This is a genomic window from Symmachiella dynata, from assembly GCF_007747995.1.
In the GTDB taxonomy this organism is placed as follows: Bacteria; Planctomycetota; Planctomycetia; order Planctomycetales; family Planctomycetaceae; genus Symmachiella; species Symmachiella dynata.
Window position 1 is genome coordinate 2,548,315 of sequence record NZ_CP036276.1, and the last position, 15,338, is coordinate 2,563,652.

Here is a 15,338-nt window from a genome sequence, read left to right on the forward strand (position 1 = left end):
CGGTTATGAGCCGCTGGGTGGCTCATGCCATTGTCCAGTAAAGTCGCTCAGGAACGTCAGCAACCGCCGGTTGTAAATCGCCGCCAGCCGCAGCCCTTTTTCCAAAGGAAATCCGTTGCGGCGCTGAAGCGATCTCGCCACCTGATCCGGATCGCGGAAACAGCAGACGAAATGCGGGTTCTGCAAAAATGGCAGATAGAGGGGCACCGTCAGCGTCGTTCGCGGATCTTTGAACCCCCAGATCTCCTTGCCGCTGGACGCTAGGTCGAGCGTCGACTGGATTTGATCCGAAAACCGCTCCCCCACCCCGAGAATCCCTTGCCGTGATGGGGGACGGTCCCAACTACCGCCGGCCGCCGACAAGATGCGATCATTCATCCGCACAAAATGCCGATCCTCGAAATGACCACGAGGATTCGAACCGCTGGCCGGCAGGAGGTCATCCCCCATGCTGATTTCTTGATGAAGTCCACAAGCGACCAGCGATGTCGCCGAACGATGCATTCCCAGCACAACGATCGTTTTTTGCATACCCAGCCACTCGCCCCACATTGCATTTCACCAACGACTACCCTTGGTGAAAAAGTTGCGCGGTTGAGTTGCTATTCCTTGGTCACAACTTCGTCCAGATTCAAAATCAGTCCCGCCACAGCGGAGTAGGCGGCCAATTCTGCCGTGTCGAGTTGCGTGTCGCGCGGCGAATCGCCGATTTTTAACAGTTCCTCTGCCGCGGTGCGGTCTGCTTGATAACCGGCCAAATGCCGGGTGAAACCAGCGGTGAGGATCTTCAGTTCTGCCTCAGTAGGCTGGCGGGCGGTGGCCAAGCGGAAGGCGTAGGTCAGTCGCGACTCGCTCGAATCGCCCCCTTCTAACATCGCCCGTTGCGCCAAATGGCGCGCCGCTTCCACAAATGTCGTCGCATTCAAGAGCGCGAGCGCTTGCAATGGAGTATTCGTCCGCGACTGCCGTACGATACACGTTTCGCGGCTGGAAGCGTCGAAGGCCATCATCGTTGGTGGGGCGACGGTTCGTTTCCAGAAGGTGTACATGCTGCGGCGAAAAAGATCGCCGCCTGTTCCCGGAGTGTAGGTGGTATTGGCAACTTCTTCCCACAGTCCGGCCGGTTGATACGGTTTGACTGACGGCCCGCCGATTTGCTCGACCAGCAATCCCGCAGCCGCCAACGCCTGATCGCGAATCGTCTCTGCCGACAAACGTTGTCGCGGTCCGCGAGCCAGTTGACGGTTTTCCGGATCACGCTCCCAAAGCTCGCGGGTTACCTTCGACGACTGCTGATAGGCAGCGCTCATCACGATCGTCTTTTGCAGGGCTTTGATATCCCAACACGATTCGATGAACTCGGCCGCCAGCCAGTCTAATAGTTGCGGGTGGCTGGGCTGTTCTCCCTGCGAGCCGAAATCCTCCGCCGTTTTCACCAATCCCGCACCGAAATAGTTTTGCCAATACCGATTGACCGTCACGCGAGCTGTCAGTGGATTGTCGGCTGAGATCAGCCACCGCGCCAGTCCCAAACGGTTGTTGGGTTGTCCGCCAGGGAAGGGGGGCAGGCTGGCCGGGACACCCGGTTGGACCGCGTCGCCCAACTTGTCATACTCACCTCGCAATAACACATGCGCTTGCCGCGGTGGATGCATCTCCTGCATCACCATCACGGTGGGGAAACTTTCAACCAGCCGGTCCCGTTCTTCACGCACCGTCACCAATTCCTGAAACGCTTCCTGCTGCGGAGCGGGGGCTTGTTCACGAATGAAGTATGCGCGCAGCTTATTGAGTTGTCGTTGCGTCCGTTGAGCGGGCTGTATCGCTGCAATGTCGTGGAGCCTGTCGGGCGTTGCTAATAGATCGATTTCCTTAGCGGTCAATTGCGTATTGTAAATTCGCACATCATCAATCAACCCTTCAAAATGCCGCGGGTCCCCACCGCCCCCGATCAGCAGCGGACGGTCGTTTTTGAAGTCTTGATTCAACTCATCGAGATTGATCTTCAACGCGGCAGTGCGGCCGTTGATAGAGATCTTGACCCCGGCAGCGGTCCGCGAACCGTCGTAGGTCAATGCCACGTGATACCACTGTCCGGGCAGAAGCGATTCACGTGTCTCGACACGTATGGCATCATCCAACCAACGCTTGACCAGATTGACCTGCAGTTTGCCGTCATGCAGACAAAACTCGTAACCGTCGGAATACTCGTCGGCTTGCATCTTACAAACAATCGCTCCCCGTTCGACATTGCGGGGAGAGATCCAAGCCGTGACCGAAAACTTGTCCAGGTAGCTGAAATCGCCGACATCCCCGACAGGTAGCGGACGTGAAGCATCAAAAACCGCTGCCTCGCCAAGCTGCCCTGCGCCAAAAACAGATTCTTGCGGTGCCTCTGTGTCGCCGGTTTGTTCTTCCGCTGGTTTTTTGGCCAGGGTGTTTTCGACTGTTCCATTGAATGGAAAATGCGCCGTCAACGCGCGGTCCAGGGCCCAGTCTTTTGCCAAGTTCCAATCAAACGTCGATTCCCAGTCACGCTCCGCTTGTTCGATCGCCGGTTGGAGTCTCGTGAATGTTGTTTCAGCTACGGAGAGGCGTTCTTCAACCTCGGCCAATTGACTACGTTGTTCGCGCGTCGGCGCTTTCATCATCGGCGGCGAGTTGCCGTTTTTGACCGCTTTGCCGCGCTCGGGGACGTTGTTAAAAAAGGAAAAGAGTTGATAAAACTCTCGTTGCGATATCGGATCGTACTTGTGGTCATGACACCGCGCGCAACCAATGGTCAGTCCCAGCCAAACGGTGCCGGTGGTTTCCACGCGGTCGACAACATATTCAACCGCGTATTCCTCTTCAATCACGCCCCCTTCGCCGTTGCCGCGATGATTGCGATTGAACGCCGTGGCGATGCGTTGCTCCAACGTTGGCTCGGGGAGCAGGTCGCCCGCCAATTGTTCGATCGTGAATTGATCGAACGGCATATTGTTGTTGTAGGCTTCAATGACCCAATCCCGCCAACGCCACATCGAACGGTCGCCGTCAGTTTGATAGCCATTGGTGTCGGCATACCGCGCCGCATCCAACCAGTGCGTCGCCATCCGTTCGCCATACCGCGGCGATGCTAACAACCGGTCGACCACTTTCTCGTAGGCACCGGGCGAATCATCGGCCAGAAACGCATCGACTTCCGCAATCGTGGGAGGTAGGCCGGTCAGGTCCAAAGTCATGCGGCGAATCAACCGCGATTTGTCCGCCGGCGGCGAAGGGGGCAAGCCTTGCGCTTCCAGCTTTGCCAACACAAACGCATCGATCGGATTACGGACCCAGTTTTCATTCTGAACCGCTGGTAAAGCCGGGCGACGAATCGGTGCGAACGACCAGTGCGTCTGCCATTCCGCCCCTTGTTCGATCCATTTTTTAATCAGCGCAATCTGCCGCGCGGTCAATTGCCGCCCCGAATCAACCGGCGGCATCCGCTCGTCAGCGTCCTCGGCGGTGATGCGAAGATAAAGTTCGCTCTCGCTGGGTTTCCCCGGTGCAATCGCCAAATGATCGCCCAGGTCCGCAAACGCCGACTCCTGTTGATCCAACCGAAAATCCGCCTGCCGCTGCTCCTCATCCGGCCCGTGGCAATGGAAACAGATGTCGGACAAGACCGGCCGAATATCACGATTAAAATCAACCCGCTCCGGCAACGCCTCCGCCGCCGGACAAGCAGCCGTCGACACATGCAGAGCAGTGACCACCCCGAGCAACAATAACGAATTCCGCAGCGGACAATGTCGCATGGTATCGGTCCCGGTGTACGTGCGATGAGGGCTGTGAGCGCCTCTGTCTATTTAACCGGGGTGGCGGGGCGTTGGCAAGGATGTGGGGAGTGTGAAGGAGAGGCCGGAAATGGTAATCAGGGAATGCAAAACCGATCTCCAGGAATGGCGCCAGCACTCAGGTACAATTCCATCAGCTTCTTCAGCTCTGTGTGGGCAGGAATTGATTAAGCGAAGTCGCGTCAAAACTGTCCGGTGCGGTCGGACTAGAGTCATTAATGTCATTCAGAATAGTTATTTGGTTCCGCTTCGCCTGACTCTTCCGAAAATTGAGCGCCAGCTTCAGTCAGTGCGTCGAGATAATCGCCATCGCGATTCACCACTAAGTAAGTGAACTTGTGCCACACGTTGTCTTCCTCGCCGTTAACAATTCGTCTTAAACACCAACCGATGGGAAAGCTTTCGCTGCGGTCTTTGTAAACGATTGGATAATCTCCTTTGCCGCCAATTTTGGAATCAACTGACCATTCGCAGTCTCGGATTCGTTTGGAGACCTCGCCGATATAGCCGCCCCACTTCAGCGAATGACGCCGGAGTTCGATTGACGCAAGAGGGGTTGACTGGTGCGATTCGTGGATCTGTAGAAGTATTTCATCCAAGTCCTCCACGGACTCTGGCGAAAAATTGAGGTCTATGTCATATTCCTTTTTAGCGTCCGCCACAGCAAGTTCGGCACGCTTTCGCATCTCGGCAATCACTTCTTGAGGCGTTAAACGAGACTCTGTCGCCCGCCGTTTGGTCCGCAAGTACCAAGAACCGGCAATCAACAATGTGGCGATTATTAAAAATGGCCAAATCATTCGCGCCCTATGTTTTTCCATTTTGATGACATCCAGGACTCGAGTAGGGTTGGTTGTCAAAACGAGTACGACACGTATTTCGAGAGGATGATCTGTCGTCCTACATCGAAAGGTGCGTCGCGACGCACCCTACGAAACTAAGTTCCCGGTTAAATGTCATTTGAAGAAGGATTATCGCCGACATCGCTATCACGAACGCGATCACGAAAAGCACTCCAGGCATCGTATCCCTCCTTAAGCACGATTAGCATTTCTTCACCGCTGTTAATTGGAAAATTCGTGAAGTCACTAGGAAAATCTTCGGGAAGATGCTTAAGCAGGTCATCACGAGGAATCAATATGCAGGGGGGATCCATCGCTGGGAAGATGACGGATCCGGCGGCTTTTGAGAATTCATAAATAAATTGCATGATGTCGCGAGAAAAATCATGTAATGCGAACATTCCACCGCTGAACTCGTCGTCATCATGTAGCCCGCCTGCAGAAAACTCAAGATGCTTTCCGTCATCAACCGTGATCTCGTAAGCTTGGAATTTGGGTCTGAAGTCATATTCGAATGAATCGAGCACGGCGCGCGCTGCTACGTCATCCGCTGGCGCGCTTGAGCCATCACGAAAAGTGACCAGGAAGAGATCAAAACTCATACGAAACCGTTGTTATGCGTTGGGATGATCTGATTTCTGCCAACCAAAGGCGCGTCTCGTCACATTTTAGCATTGGGCATTTCACCACAAAGAAACTCTGGGAAAACGTCTGTGATACCGAGCTTTGCACTGCTCAAATGAGCGGTGGCTTTATTTCTTTCTCTGTGACCTCTGTGACCTCTGTGGCCTCTGTGGCTAAATTTCTTCGTCAATAGGTGTGCGACGCATGGATTCGTTGGGATGATCTGTCGTCCTACACAGCAAGGTGCGTCGCGACGCACCCTACATTTTGATGCTCACCCAACAGCACGGGTTATTGTTGAAACAGATGCGATTTGCCGACCTCTTCGCCGCAGTACATGCAGTTGTCGTGGCGGCGGCTGAGGGTGCGTTTGCAGCGGGGGCAGGGGATGCCGGCGTTTCCCATGCGGCCATCTTCCTTGCCATCGCGGAGGTCGATCTCCGAGACTTTTGCGATCAAATCCTCTTCAGTCAATTTTGTGCGCTCACGCAGGATTTCCCAGAGCGCCTGACAGGTCAGCGACAGGGAATCGAGTTTGTCTTCCAATCGCCGGACGTTGTGGCTCACCGTCGTGACTTTCGTTTCCGCAGTTGAAGCCTTCGAACTCGCATTGTTAATCGCCCGGTATTGATACATTTCCCAGAGCATGGCTAGTGTCTCCTTAGACTTAAGACGTTGTGTTTGGTAGGTCGCAAGCCTCACGACGCAACTCCGCTGCCGTGAAGGACATCAAGCTGTGCGAGCGGCCCGGTGGAATGTGGAGCCTGTTGCAGAGCATTGAAACACGCAGCGCCGAGCGATGCAAGCGCCGTTTTAACGGGCCGCTTTACCAAGTGTGTCATCGTGTTCGACGAACTTGCAAACGTCGTCCAGCGTCCCGCCCGCGGCTCAGCAGGAGCTTCGCCCTCCCGGCGACCGTCTCGGTTCAACGTAGCGACCAACGGGAGCGGCCTTTCCAATTCCGAGCGGCAGCTCGCACCAAGCGGCCCCGCCGCTATTTGCGGGGGTCGGTGTTGGCGTTCATGTCTTCTAGGGCGCGTTCGCGGGCGGCGAGGTCGCAATCGGCGTCGACCATAATGCGGATCAATTCATCGAACGGCGTGCTCGGTTCCCAGCCCAACGATTCGCGGGCCTTGCTGCAATCTCCTTGCAAGAAAGAGACGTCGGTGGGGCGGAAGAAGCGTGGATCAATTTCGACGTAATCTTCCCAGTTCAAATTCACGCGATCGAAAGCAATTTCCAGGCAGTCGCGAATGCTGTGCGACTGGCCGGTGGCGATGACAAAATCGTCCGGCTCGTCTTGTTGCAGCATCAGCCACATCGCTTCGACGTAATCCTTCGCATAACCCCAATCCCGCTTGGCATCGAGGTTGCCGAGGAAGAGCTTGTCTTGAAAACCATGCATGATCCGGCCGACAGCGCGGGTGATTTTGCGGGTGACGAACTGTTCGCCTCGTCGGGGGGATTCGTGGTTGAATAAGATTCCGTTGCAGGCATACAGGTCATACGCTTCGCGGTAATTGATGGTCTGGTAATACGCGTAGACCTTGGCGCAGGCATAGGGGCTTTGTGGGCGGAATGTGGTGCATTCGTTTTGCGGAACATCGGGAGCCGCCCCGAACATTTCGCTGGACGAAGCTTGATAGACCCGGACCTCTTTGCGACGGGCGAGTTGCCGGGCGACTTCTAAGATACGCAGTGCTCCCACGCCGGTGATGTCCATGGTGTAGAGCGGTTTGTCAAAAGAGACGCGCACGTGGCTTTGCGCAGCCAAGTTGTAGATTTCGTCTGGCTCGATATCGAGGATCAGGGTGTTCAACCCGATACTGTCCGAGAGATCGCCGTAGTGCAATTCGACACTTCCCGGTCCGGGAGCGGCGTTCATCAGATGGGCGATGCGGCCCGTGGTCGTGGTACTGGAGCGTCGAATCAGCCCGTGCACCTCATATCCTTTGGAGACCAGCAGTTCGGCCAAATAGGACCCGTCCTGGCCGGTGATCCCCGTAATCAGTGCGCAGCGATTTTCGCTCATCGATGAAACCTTGGCGTGACGAAGAAATTGATACGGGACGTGCTTGAATGTCCCATAATTGGGTGGGGGGTGGGCAACAGTGCCGCAACTCCTCACTGAATCATACCAGTCAACCGAACCAAAGTCACATGCAGCGGAGCGAAGCTGCCGGTTCTGGCCTGTTTTGTCGCGTGACGGTGCGTTGTTGGTTGTCGATTCCGCCTTTTTCGATGGAAATGAGTGGTCCGGTTATGCCGGTGTTAGTTTTCGCGGCGAATCCTGTGCCCTATAATTGATTCGTGGAGTTACGGGTGTCTGCCAATGTGGCTGGTCCGTGTTTGTCTGGTCAAAACAGCTCTTTGATTGTCGGTCGTGCATGTCCTCTTCTAAGTCAATCCCCTGGTGGAATAGCCCGCGAACGCTGTTGCGGGCGATTTTGTCGTTGGATGACAGTGCGCATTCCATCGCCAAAGGGACAGCGATCGGCATGTTTTTAGGGCTGACTCCCACGGTCGGCATCCAAATGGTGTTGGTGATGCTGGTCAGCTTGTTCGTGCGGTTCAACCGCAAAGCGGCTTTGATCACGGTCTACATTTCCAATCCTCTGACGATGATTCCCATCTATTGGGCCAACTATAAAGTGGGGACGCTGTTCTTTAAGGACACGGTCACCCACGAGGACTTCGAGCGGTTGTTGACCTATCATGGTTTCAGCGAATGGCTGGATGCGATTCATGCGGTCTTTATTGACGTCGGTATGCCGTTGTTATTTGGCTCGGCGATCGTGGCCACCGTGGGCGGAGTCATCACATATCCCGTCATGCGGTGGTTGCTGCGCGCCGTTGGCAAGGACAAACCGCACGACGTGGAGAAAACGGCAGATCCTGTGGATGCCGTGGAACCGACCGCAAATAATGCGGTGAAAGTCGTTGAACGTCCGGTCAATGTGCCCCCAATAACCAAGCCGGCCGAGACCGCTGGGTAATTCTGTCGCGCCGGGAAGGATGAACGGGGACATGACCGAATACCGATATGACTGTCTTTGCGTTGGAATTGTCGTCGCTGACCATGCCTGCACGCCGATCACGTCGCTGCCTGCGGCGGGTCATCTGCAAATGGCTGACCGGCTGCAACTTTCAACCGGAGGCTGCGCCGCCAATGTGGCGGTTGACTTGGCCAAACTGGGCCTGCGGGTCGCCATCGTGGGACGTGTCGGCGACGATGTCTTCGGAGGTTTTGTTTCCGAATCACTCACCGCTGCCGGCGTCGAGACGCAGTATCTGATGGAAACGCCCAATACGGAGACCAGCGGCACGCTGATTGTGAACGTGGCTGGTGAGGACCGCCGTTTTGTGCATGCCTTCGGCGCCAATGCGGTCTTCGACGGAACCGAAGTGACCGATGAACTGTTGGCCTCCGCGCCGATTCTGTATCTCGGTGGATATTTGCTGATGCCCGGATTGACCGCCGAGGCTGTAGCGGATTTGTTTCGTCGCGCTCAAGCGGCGGGGGTGAAAACCGTCTTGGACGTCGCGATTGCCCCCGCGGCAGAACTCTGGGAGCGGATCGCCGCCGTCTTGCCGCACACAGATCTATTTTTCCCCAACGAAGACGAAGCGCGGTTGATGACCGGTTTAGAAAATGCGCGGGATCAAGCCGAGCGATTTCGTTCTGCGGGCGCACGGACGGTTGTCATTACCCGTGGCGAGACAGGGACCGTTTTAGCCGGCGATGGCGAACTGATCGAAGGGGGCGTGTTTCCGGTGTCGTTTGTCGACGGGACTGGCAGCGGCGACGCCTTTGATGCGGGATTCGTGTTGGGCATGCTCGAGGGACGTTCCAACGCCGAGTGTTTGCGGCTGGGCAGCGCACTGGGTGCCAGTTGCGTCCGCCAAATCGGCGCCACGGCAGGCGTCTTCACGCGTCCGGAGTTGGATGCGTTTTTACGCGAGCACGAATTGCCGCTCGATTGACGGCTGCTGCACGACCAAGTTGCTTGCTAGCGCACAAAAAAACCGGCCGCGTGAAATGGATTCACGCGGCCGGTTTTCAATTTTTAAACGTTAGTTTCTCGAAAAGGTGAGAAACCGTTGTTCAGTCGTTTCGATCAATCGTCGTAGTCGACGATCACTTTGCCGTTTCGCGAAGTGACTTCGATGCGGTACTTGCCATAGTCGTATTTGACGTAGTGGCCGTTGCGACGCGTCTTGATCTTCGGGCAACCGCAGGGGGGAACGCAGATTTGCACGTTCACACAGGGTGAGGCACAGCATTCGCCACAAGGATCGCAGCACTTTTTCGGGCAGGGATCGGCGATTTGGATAATCGTCGGGACTGCACACGGGTGAATGTGATGCGGATCTTTCACTTTCACGCATTGAAACAGCGAGAAAGATTCGACCACGCCACCCGGATAGGCTTCCATCGGACCGGCGGGAATCGGCTCGATAACCGGTTCGCCTTCGGCGATGGGAGCGGCAAGGGTGTCACCACCACTGGCCGGACCGAGAATCACAGGACCTTCTTGGCCAAAACTGACCGTCGAGGCGCAGAACAGTAAGGCAAATGCCGTCGTAACCATGAGTTTTTTCATCGAAAATGCTCCTTCTCAGATGAACCTTCCGTGCTCAAGCCAAATCTTTCGAAACGTTCGAAGGGTAACTGGATTAGGCACTGAGTTGTTTGTCTTACCCACAATGTGACGCACTCCGTTTTGTCGTCACACTGCTCGAATTTTTGAGGCGAACCAGATTCGCTGGGTCCATTTTGGGGATCTCGTCACGAGCCGCCGCAATCACTTTGGCTCAGACACGCGAAGTATATCTCAGAATCCAAACCCTTTCAGTCTGTTTTCTGAAATTCCACTTACAAATCCGTACAAAATGGGTGAGTTCTTCCGGTTAGGGATACTAGGAAAATCTTGCTTGTGCAAGTCACTCAGCCTCCTTGGGCCCCCTTTTCCGCAAACTGGGAATAATTCCTACCAGTCACCATTCTTAGACCCAAAACGGGATTCCGCACACGGGAGCAAACGCCACTTTACCTCACTCCACAGTCGGCCTCGTCTTGCAGCTGAACTGTCGACCTCACATAATGACCGTCGCTATCAAAAAAAATGGGGGGAGCTGCAGTCTTCAGTTGGACACTTTGTGCAACTGTCATTTCTTAGGTTGCCCCCACATGATTCGACGACGATGGCTGTCGCCACAAATCGGAGGGGGAGATCAGGTTTTTGAAGAAATTTGACCAACAATCGGTTGTCGAACGCGCGCTCCATATGGTTGTGCTCGTCGTCTTCGGGACGTTCTGCGGATGCTCCGGCAGCGATCCGACTACGGAAACGCCGAGCAACGATCCGACCGGCGCAGCGAATACCCAGTCCACACCGAGCAACGCTACACCAAGCGATTTAACACCGAGCGAAACAACACCGAGCAATGCCACGGCGCAGGCTGCTCCACCAGCTGACGATCCAGCAAAGACGCCGCCGACCATCAACGGAATTCCGCTCGATGTCTGGCCCAACGTCTGGTTCGAGGACCCGTTGGCGGTTGCCAACTCGGGTGCAACCGTGGGCACAACAGCGTCGACTGGCACGCCGAAGGGAGCGACGAGGAGCGCACTCTCCACCAATCCCGCCGCGACAAATTCAACCCCGGAACCAGCGAACTCCAAGGGCAGTTCCGACGAGGCGGACGTCTGGGCGGCCTTGTTGTCCGGCGAGGGAATTCAACTGGAAGCCAAGACGATACGGTTAGCGCTCAGGCAGGCCTTTCAATCTGTGCAGCGGTACAACGGCAATTACAAAGATTTGCAAGTCCAAAGCAGCGTGATGGCTGTGCTGGGCATGATTGCCGAAACGCATCCCGACTCGATCACTTGGAAGGCGCACGGTCCCGAGGTGCGAGATCTTTCCGCAAAGCTCGCGGCAACAGCGACCGGCTTGGGACGCCAACACTACGACCCGGCATCGAGAATTTATGAACAATTAGAACAACTGCTTTCAGGAAATCAGCCGGCTGATTTAGAGCCGCCCAATCCGAATGCACAACTCGACGAATTTGCGCCGCGGAACAATTTGATGAAGCGGATGCAACTTGGCGATGCGTGGTTGAAAGCAAACACCGGGGATGAAAACAGTTTCAGGTCGCAGTCCGAGCAACTGCGACACGAGTTGTCGATGCTGGCATTGTTGGCGACGGTGACGGCGCGCAAGGAATATGATCTGGCTGATGAGCCGGAATATGTGACGCAATCACAAGCCTTGATCCAGGCGGCCCAAGATGCATTGCAAGCCGCAGAGCAGACCGATTTCGCCGCGTATTCAGCAGCTCGAGAGCGGATGACCAAAGCCTGTACTGCCTGTCACCTCGACTTTCGCTTCGACGCGGAATAAACTGTTAACGACACGCGAGTTCTTAAGTGCAGGATGCGTCGCGACGCACCTTTCTCGCTTAGGTCTCACGTAGGATGCTTGATTCACATTATAAGTTTACAGCGTTGTCGGGGAGGAGAGTTGTGCGGAACGCAAAAACCCTCACCCCGGCCCTCTCCCAGAGGGAGAGGGAAGTTTGTTAGCCCTCACTGTGGCCTTGGCCCAGAGGGAGCGGGGGTTTGTTATTAATATCAACCAGGTCAATGCCGTGTTGAATCACTTCGCAATTCGAGCCTTTTCCAAACGGAAAAGGAAAAGCAATCAATGGAAAGGATGCCTGATGCAGCGGATTTCTCACAGTCGTTTGATGATGGTGGCGGCGGTTGTCGTGGGGACAATCATCGGAACCGATGTCCCCGCAGCGCGCTGCGATGTGATTGAGTTGAAATCGGGGCAAAAACTGCAGGGGGAAGTCCTCAAGGATGCCGGCGAGCAACTGATTCTCGATCTGGGAGTCGACATCGTGCGGGTGCCCAAGTCGCGGATTAAGACCCACACCAGCGACGACAAACCGAAAGAAGCTGCGCCGCAGGCGGTCGAAGAGAACGACCTTTACAGCTCCGCCAAACTGCCGGTTCGTTCGGTCAAGGATTTGACGCAACAATTCGGCGAAGCAGTGGTCTTGATCACCACGCCCGGTGGACTCGGCTCGGGATTTATCTTAAACGACCGTGGATATTGCGTCACGAATTACCATGTCGTCGAGCAGGAAACACGCATCGCTGCCACTGTCTTTCATCGCAGTGGCGAAGGGGAGTTTGAGCGACGTCAGATCAATGATGTGAAGATTGTAGCGCTGAATCCATTTTTGGATTTGGCGTTGTTGCAAATCCCCGTTCAGAAGGATTTGAAATTCAAACATGTCTTTATTGCCGAGGATGACGAACTGCGCGGTGGCGATCCGGTCTTTGCCATCGGCAATCCTCTCGGTTTGGAGCGTTCGGTCTCTCAAGGGATTGTCAGCAATCGAAATCGCAACTTCCAAGGCTTGGTTTTCATTCAAACCACAACAGAGATCAATCCCGGCAACAGTGGCGGGCCGTTGTTCAATATGCGGGGCGAAGTGGTTGGCGTGACCAACATGAAGCTTTTGTTCGGAGAAGGTTTGGGATTTGCCATCCCCGTGGCCTATTTGAAGCAGTTTTTGAATAACCGCGAGGCCTTTGCGTTCAATAAGAACAATCCCAATACCGGCTATCGCTACCTCGATGCGCCGCGCCGCAAAACCGCCGGGGGGCCAAAGCGTAAGAAATCATCGACACCCACCCCGTAAAAAAATCGCCGCTAGGCCGCGCCCCCTGTGGTGGGGGCATCATGCTGCACCTTTCTTCAATGACCGACGAATTCTCGTCGTAGGAAGATGCAGGGGAGGTTTGAGACCTGCACGCAATCTATGGCTGGAAATGGTCGAGATGTCACGTGCTGAATGTCTGCGAAGCGGTTGCTGGCAGGTCAGGGATGAAAATCGACCGGCGATTTCAGACGCGAGTTGATTTCGGGCTACGACATTTCGGGCTTGTCGACTAGACTAGCTGGACGTGGCCACTAGAATTTCGTCAGGCTGTGGCGGACTTCTCCGTTCTCTAGCCGAACGGCAATGGATAGCCGCGTCACGACGACTTATAAACGGCTGCGAATGTGCGGTGGGCGGTTCCGCCGCCGCGGTCGATGAAATCCAGAAAGGATCAAACGAGACCCATGAAACAGCTTGTCCAATTCTGCCTGAGTGTAGTGGTCGGCTCGACCTTAGTCTTCGCCGCCGCACAATCGGCCCGCGCCCAGGACGAGGCAATTTCCAGCGTGCGGCGTTTGCCGACGAATGTTTATGCGTATTTGAGCGTTCGCAATACCACCGAATTGAAGGAAAAATTCAACGCGTCCTTATCGGGGCAGATGTTGAATCATCCTGATTTGGCCACGGTCCGCGAAAGCATCGTCGAGGTCATTCAAGGGAAATCCGAAGAATTCGAAGAGAAACTCGGAACGAGCTTGGAAGAATTCCTGTCGATTCCCCAAGGCGAAATCACAGTCGCTGTTGTTCAGCCTCCCGGAAAACCGATTGCACCTGTCGCCATGATCGACTTCGGCGACAAAGGCGATGTCGTCAATACGGTGCTGGAGAAAATCACCGAAGGCATGCAGGAAAAAGGGATCGAACGCTCAACCGAGGAGTATGAAGGCAACGAGATCATCTCGCTGAAAGAGGATGTGGCCGAGGGGCAAGCCCAGCCGACAGATTTTGATCTCGCCTATTGCATCAAGGATTCGTACCTGATCATCGGCAAAGGGATCGACGTCGTTCAGACGGTCTTGGCCCGCTGGGATGGAGAACATGACAGCACGCTCATGAGCAATGACGTGTTCCGGTATCTCGTCAAAAAATGTAGCGGTGAAGGCGAGACCTCTCCTTCGTTGGTCACTTGGTACTTAGACCCGATCGGGTTGGTTCAAGTGCTTGCCGCCTCCAACCCGCAGATGGGCATGGTCGTCGGCTTCCTGCCATTGACCGGTTTGAGCAATCTCAAGGCTGTTGGTGGAACTGTGTCGATGGGAGAAGGGGATTTCGATTCCGTTTCGCGGACGTTGTTCTACATGGAACAACCCACGACCGGACTGCTGAAGGTCTTCAATTTCCCGCCCGACTCACAGGTGCCGCCGGCATGGGTCCCGAAAAATGCGACCAGCTACTTTGCCGTCAATTGGGGCATCGATAAAGCCTACCGTTCCATTGAGATGTTGGTCGACACCTTCCGGGGACCGGGCGCATTGACGATGGTTTTGGACCAGTTGTCCGAAGCTCAGTTCAACGGGGACGTGCATCTGAAAGACGATGTGATTGATTTGCTGACCGGCAAAATCCGGGTCGTGACAGACATGCCGGATGTCGACGACCCCGAACATACACGATCATTATCCGCCATGGAGGTCAAGAATGGCGAGGACGCCAAAGCCGTTCTGGCCAAGATTGCGAACATGGAAGGCTTTCCGGTCGAAACGCGTGAGTACCGCGGTGAAACCCTGTATGAAATCACGGTGCCAGCGGGAATGGCAGTTCAGCTGAATCCAGGGCAAGCTGGCGGTGGTGGTGAAGAGCAGTTGATCGGAGTTGCGATTGTCAAAGATCATTTGATGATCGGCATGGACGTAACCATGCTGGAGCAAGTGATTCTGGGAGATGCCGACGCCGGTAAGTTGTCCGACTCCGCAGCGTATCAATCCATTGCCAAATATTTCCCGGCCGAAACTTCGACCGTGACTTTTACCAAGACCGATGCCGATGTGAAAACGGCATATGAGTTCATCAAATCGGGGAACAGTGGTTTCGCGTTCGGCGAAGCATTTGATGATATTGATTTCTCCCAATTGCCGGACTTCGAGACGATTGCAAAATTCCTCCCGCCGCGCGGCAGCTATATGGTGCCGGATGAGCAAGGGTACTTTTTGCAAAGCTTTACGCCCAAGAAGTCCGAAGCACCGTAATCGAAACTCGGTGCCGAGAAACTCGTCGCCGTTCTGAAAACGCAAATGGTCAACGGCCCGCGATCCCTGTTAGGGAGCGCGGGCCGTTTTTTTATCAGAGAATCGGAATAGGATTCTCAGGA

12 protein-coding genes are annotated in these 15,338 nt (G+C 55.1%); 5 read left to right on the forward strand and 7 right to left on the reverse strand.

Features of this window, described 5'->3' with window-relative positions; translation table 11 throughout:
- Nucleotides 1-3: 3 nt before the first annotated feature.
- From Mal52_RS09805 to gmd, 6 genes are all read right to left on the reverse strand, one after another.
- Nucleotides 4-531 carry a sulfotransferase family protein gene (locus Mal52_RS09805; RefSeq protein WP_145375760.1) on the reverse strand — a complete coding sequence of 176 codons (528 nt, stop codon included), beginning with the start codon at nucleotides 529-531 and terminating at the stop codon, nucleotides 4-6.
- Nucleotides 532-602: 71 nt separating this feature from the next.
- A complete protein-coding gene (locus tag Mal52_RS09810) occupies nucleotides 603-3,785 on the reverse strand; it encodes a DUF1553 domain-containing protein (protein WP_145375762.1) in 3,183 nt (1,060 codons plus the stop codon).
- A gap of 260 nt (nucleotides 3,786-4,045) precedes the next feature.
- Nucleotides 4,046-4,645 (reverse strand): hypothetical protein, encoded by a 600-nt coding sequence (locus tag Mal52_RS09815; protein ID WP_145375764.1) that lies wholly within the window; start codon nucleotides 4,643-4,645, stop codon nucleotides 4,046-4,048.
- Nucleotides 4,646-4,773: 128 nt separating this feature from the next.
- The gene (locus Mal52_RS09820) at nucleotides 4,774-5,268 is read right to left on the reverse strand and encodes a hypothetical protein (RefSeq protein WP_145375766.1); all 495 of its coding nucleotides are present in this window, start codon (nucleotides 5,266-5,268) and stop codon (nucleotides 4,774-4,776) included.
- Nucleotides 5,269-5,581: 313 nt separating this feature from the next.
- Entirely contained in the window at nucleotides 5,582-5,938 is a 357-nt protein-coding gene (locus Mal52_RS09825) for a hypothetical protein (RefSeq protein ID WP_145375768.1), read from the reverse strand.
- Nucleotides 5,939-6,284: 346 nt separating this feature from the next.
- The gene (gene gmd, locus Mal52_RS09830; protein WP_145375770.1) at nucleotides 6,285-7,322 is read right to left on the reverse strand and encodes a GDP-mannose 4,6-dehydratase; all 1,038 of its coding nucleotides are present in this window, start codon (nucleotides 7,320-7,322) and stop codon (nucleotides 6,285-6,287) included.
- A gap of 355 nt (nucleotides 7,323-7,677) precedes the next feature.
- On the opposite strand from gmd, the gene Mal52_RS09835 reads away from it, so the two are divergent.
- Complete coding sequence (locus Mal52_RS09835) at nucleotides 7,678-8,286, forward strand: DUF2062 domain-containing protein (RefSeq protein WP_145375771.1); 609 nt, start codon at nucleotides 7,678-7,680, stop codon at nucleotides 8,284-8,286.
- Between the two features lie 31 nt (nucleotides 8,287-8,317).
- Complete coding sequence (locus tag Mal52_RS09840) at nucleotides 8,318-9,274, forward strand: carbohydrate kinase family protein (RefSeq protein ID WP_145375773.1); 957 nt, start codon at nucleotides 8,318-8,320, stop codon at nucleotides 9,272-9,274.
- 134 nt (nucleotides 9,275-9,408) lie between these two features.
- Here Mal52_RS09840 and Mal52_RS09845 read toward each other — a convergent pair whose 3' ends face one another.
- Complete coding sequence (locus Mal52_RS09845; protein ID WP_145375775.1) at nucleotides 9,409-9,894, reverse strand: hypothetical protein; 486 nt, start codon at nucleotides 9,892-9,894, stop codon at nucleotides 9,409-9,411.
- Between the two features lie 639 nt (nucleotides 9,895-10,533).
- Between Mal52_RS09845 and Mal52_RS09850 the strand changes: the two genes are divergently transcribed.
- From Mal52_RS09850 to Mal52_RS09860, 3 genes are all read left to right on the forward strand, one after another.
- Complete coding sequence (locus tag Mal52_RS09850; RefSeq protein WP_145375777.1) at nucleotides 10,534-11,697, forward strand: hypothetical protein; 1,164 nt, start codon at nucleotides 10,534-10,536, stop codon at nucleotides 11,695-11,697.
- A 319-nt stretch (nucleotides 11,698-12,016) separates the two neighbouring features.
- Nucleotides 12,017-13,009 (forward strand): S1C family serine protease, encoded by a 993-nt coding sequence (locus tag Mal52_RS09855; RefSeq protein WP_231962582.1) that lies wholly within the window; start codon nucleotides 12,017-12,019, stop codon nucleotides 13,007-13,009.
- A gap of 425 nt (nucleotides 13,010-13,434) precedes the next feature.
- Nucleotides 13,435-15,216 (forward strand): hypothetical protein, encoded by a 1,782-nt coding sequence (locus Mal52_RS09860; protein WP_145375779.1) that lies wholly within the window; start codon nucleotides 13,435-13,437, stop codon nucleotides 15,214-15,216.
- Nucleotides 15,217-15,338: the final 122 nt, after the last annotated feature.

What these genes read in the sequence shown, in the direction of transcription:
- Mal52_RS09815 (WP_145375764.1), bottom strand. Translation starts at nt 4,645, where the DNA reads ATGGAAAAACATAGGGCGCGAATGATTTGGCCATTTTTAATAATCGCC.
- Mal52_RS09840 (WP_145375773.1), top strand. Translation starts at nt 8,318, where the DNA reads ATGACCGAATACCGATATGACTGTCTTTGCGTTGGAATTGTCGTCGCT.
- Mal52_RS09820 (WP_145375766.1), bottom strand. Translation starts at nt 5,268, where the DNA reads ATGAGTTTTGATCTCTTCCTGGTCACTTTTCGTGATGGCTCAAGCGCG.
- Mal52_RS09810 (WP_145375762.1), bottom strand. Translation starts at nt 3,785, where the DNA reads ATGCGACATTGTCCGCTGCGGAATTCGTTATTGTTGCTCGGGGTGGTC.
- Mal52_RS09805 (WP_145375760.1), bottom strand. Translation starts at nt 531, where the DNA reads ATGCAAAAAACGATCGTTGTGCTGGGAATGCATCGTTCGGCGACATCG.
- gmd (WP_145375770.1), bottom strand. Translation starts at nt 7,322, where the DNA reads ATGAGCGAAAATCGCTGCGCACTGATTACGGGGATCACCGGCCAGGAC.
- Mal52_RS09835 (WP_145375771.1), top strand. Translation starts at nt 7,678, where the DNA reads ATGTCCTCTTCTAAGTCAATCCCCTGGTGGAATAGCCCGCGAACGCTG.
- Mal52_RS09825 (WP_145375768.1), bottom strand. Translation starts at nt 5,938, where the DNA reads ATGCTCTGGGAAATGTATCAATACCGGGCGATTAACAATGCGAGTTCG.
- Mal52_RS09845 (WP_145375775.1), bottom strand. Translation starts at nt 9,894, where the DNA reads ATGAAAAAACTCATGGTTACGACGGCATTTGCCTTACTGTTCTGCGCC.
- Mal52_RS09855 (WP_231962582.1), top strand. Translation starts at nt 12,017, where the DNA reads ATGCAGCGGATTTCTCACAGTCGTTTGATGATGGTGGCGGCGGTTGTC.
- Mal52_RS09860 (WP_145375779.1), top strand. Translation starts at nt 13,435, where the DNA reads ATGAAACAGCTTGTCCAATTCTGCCTGAGTGTAGTGGTCGGCTCGACC.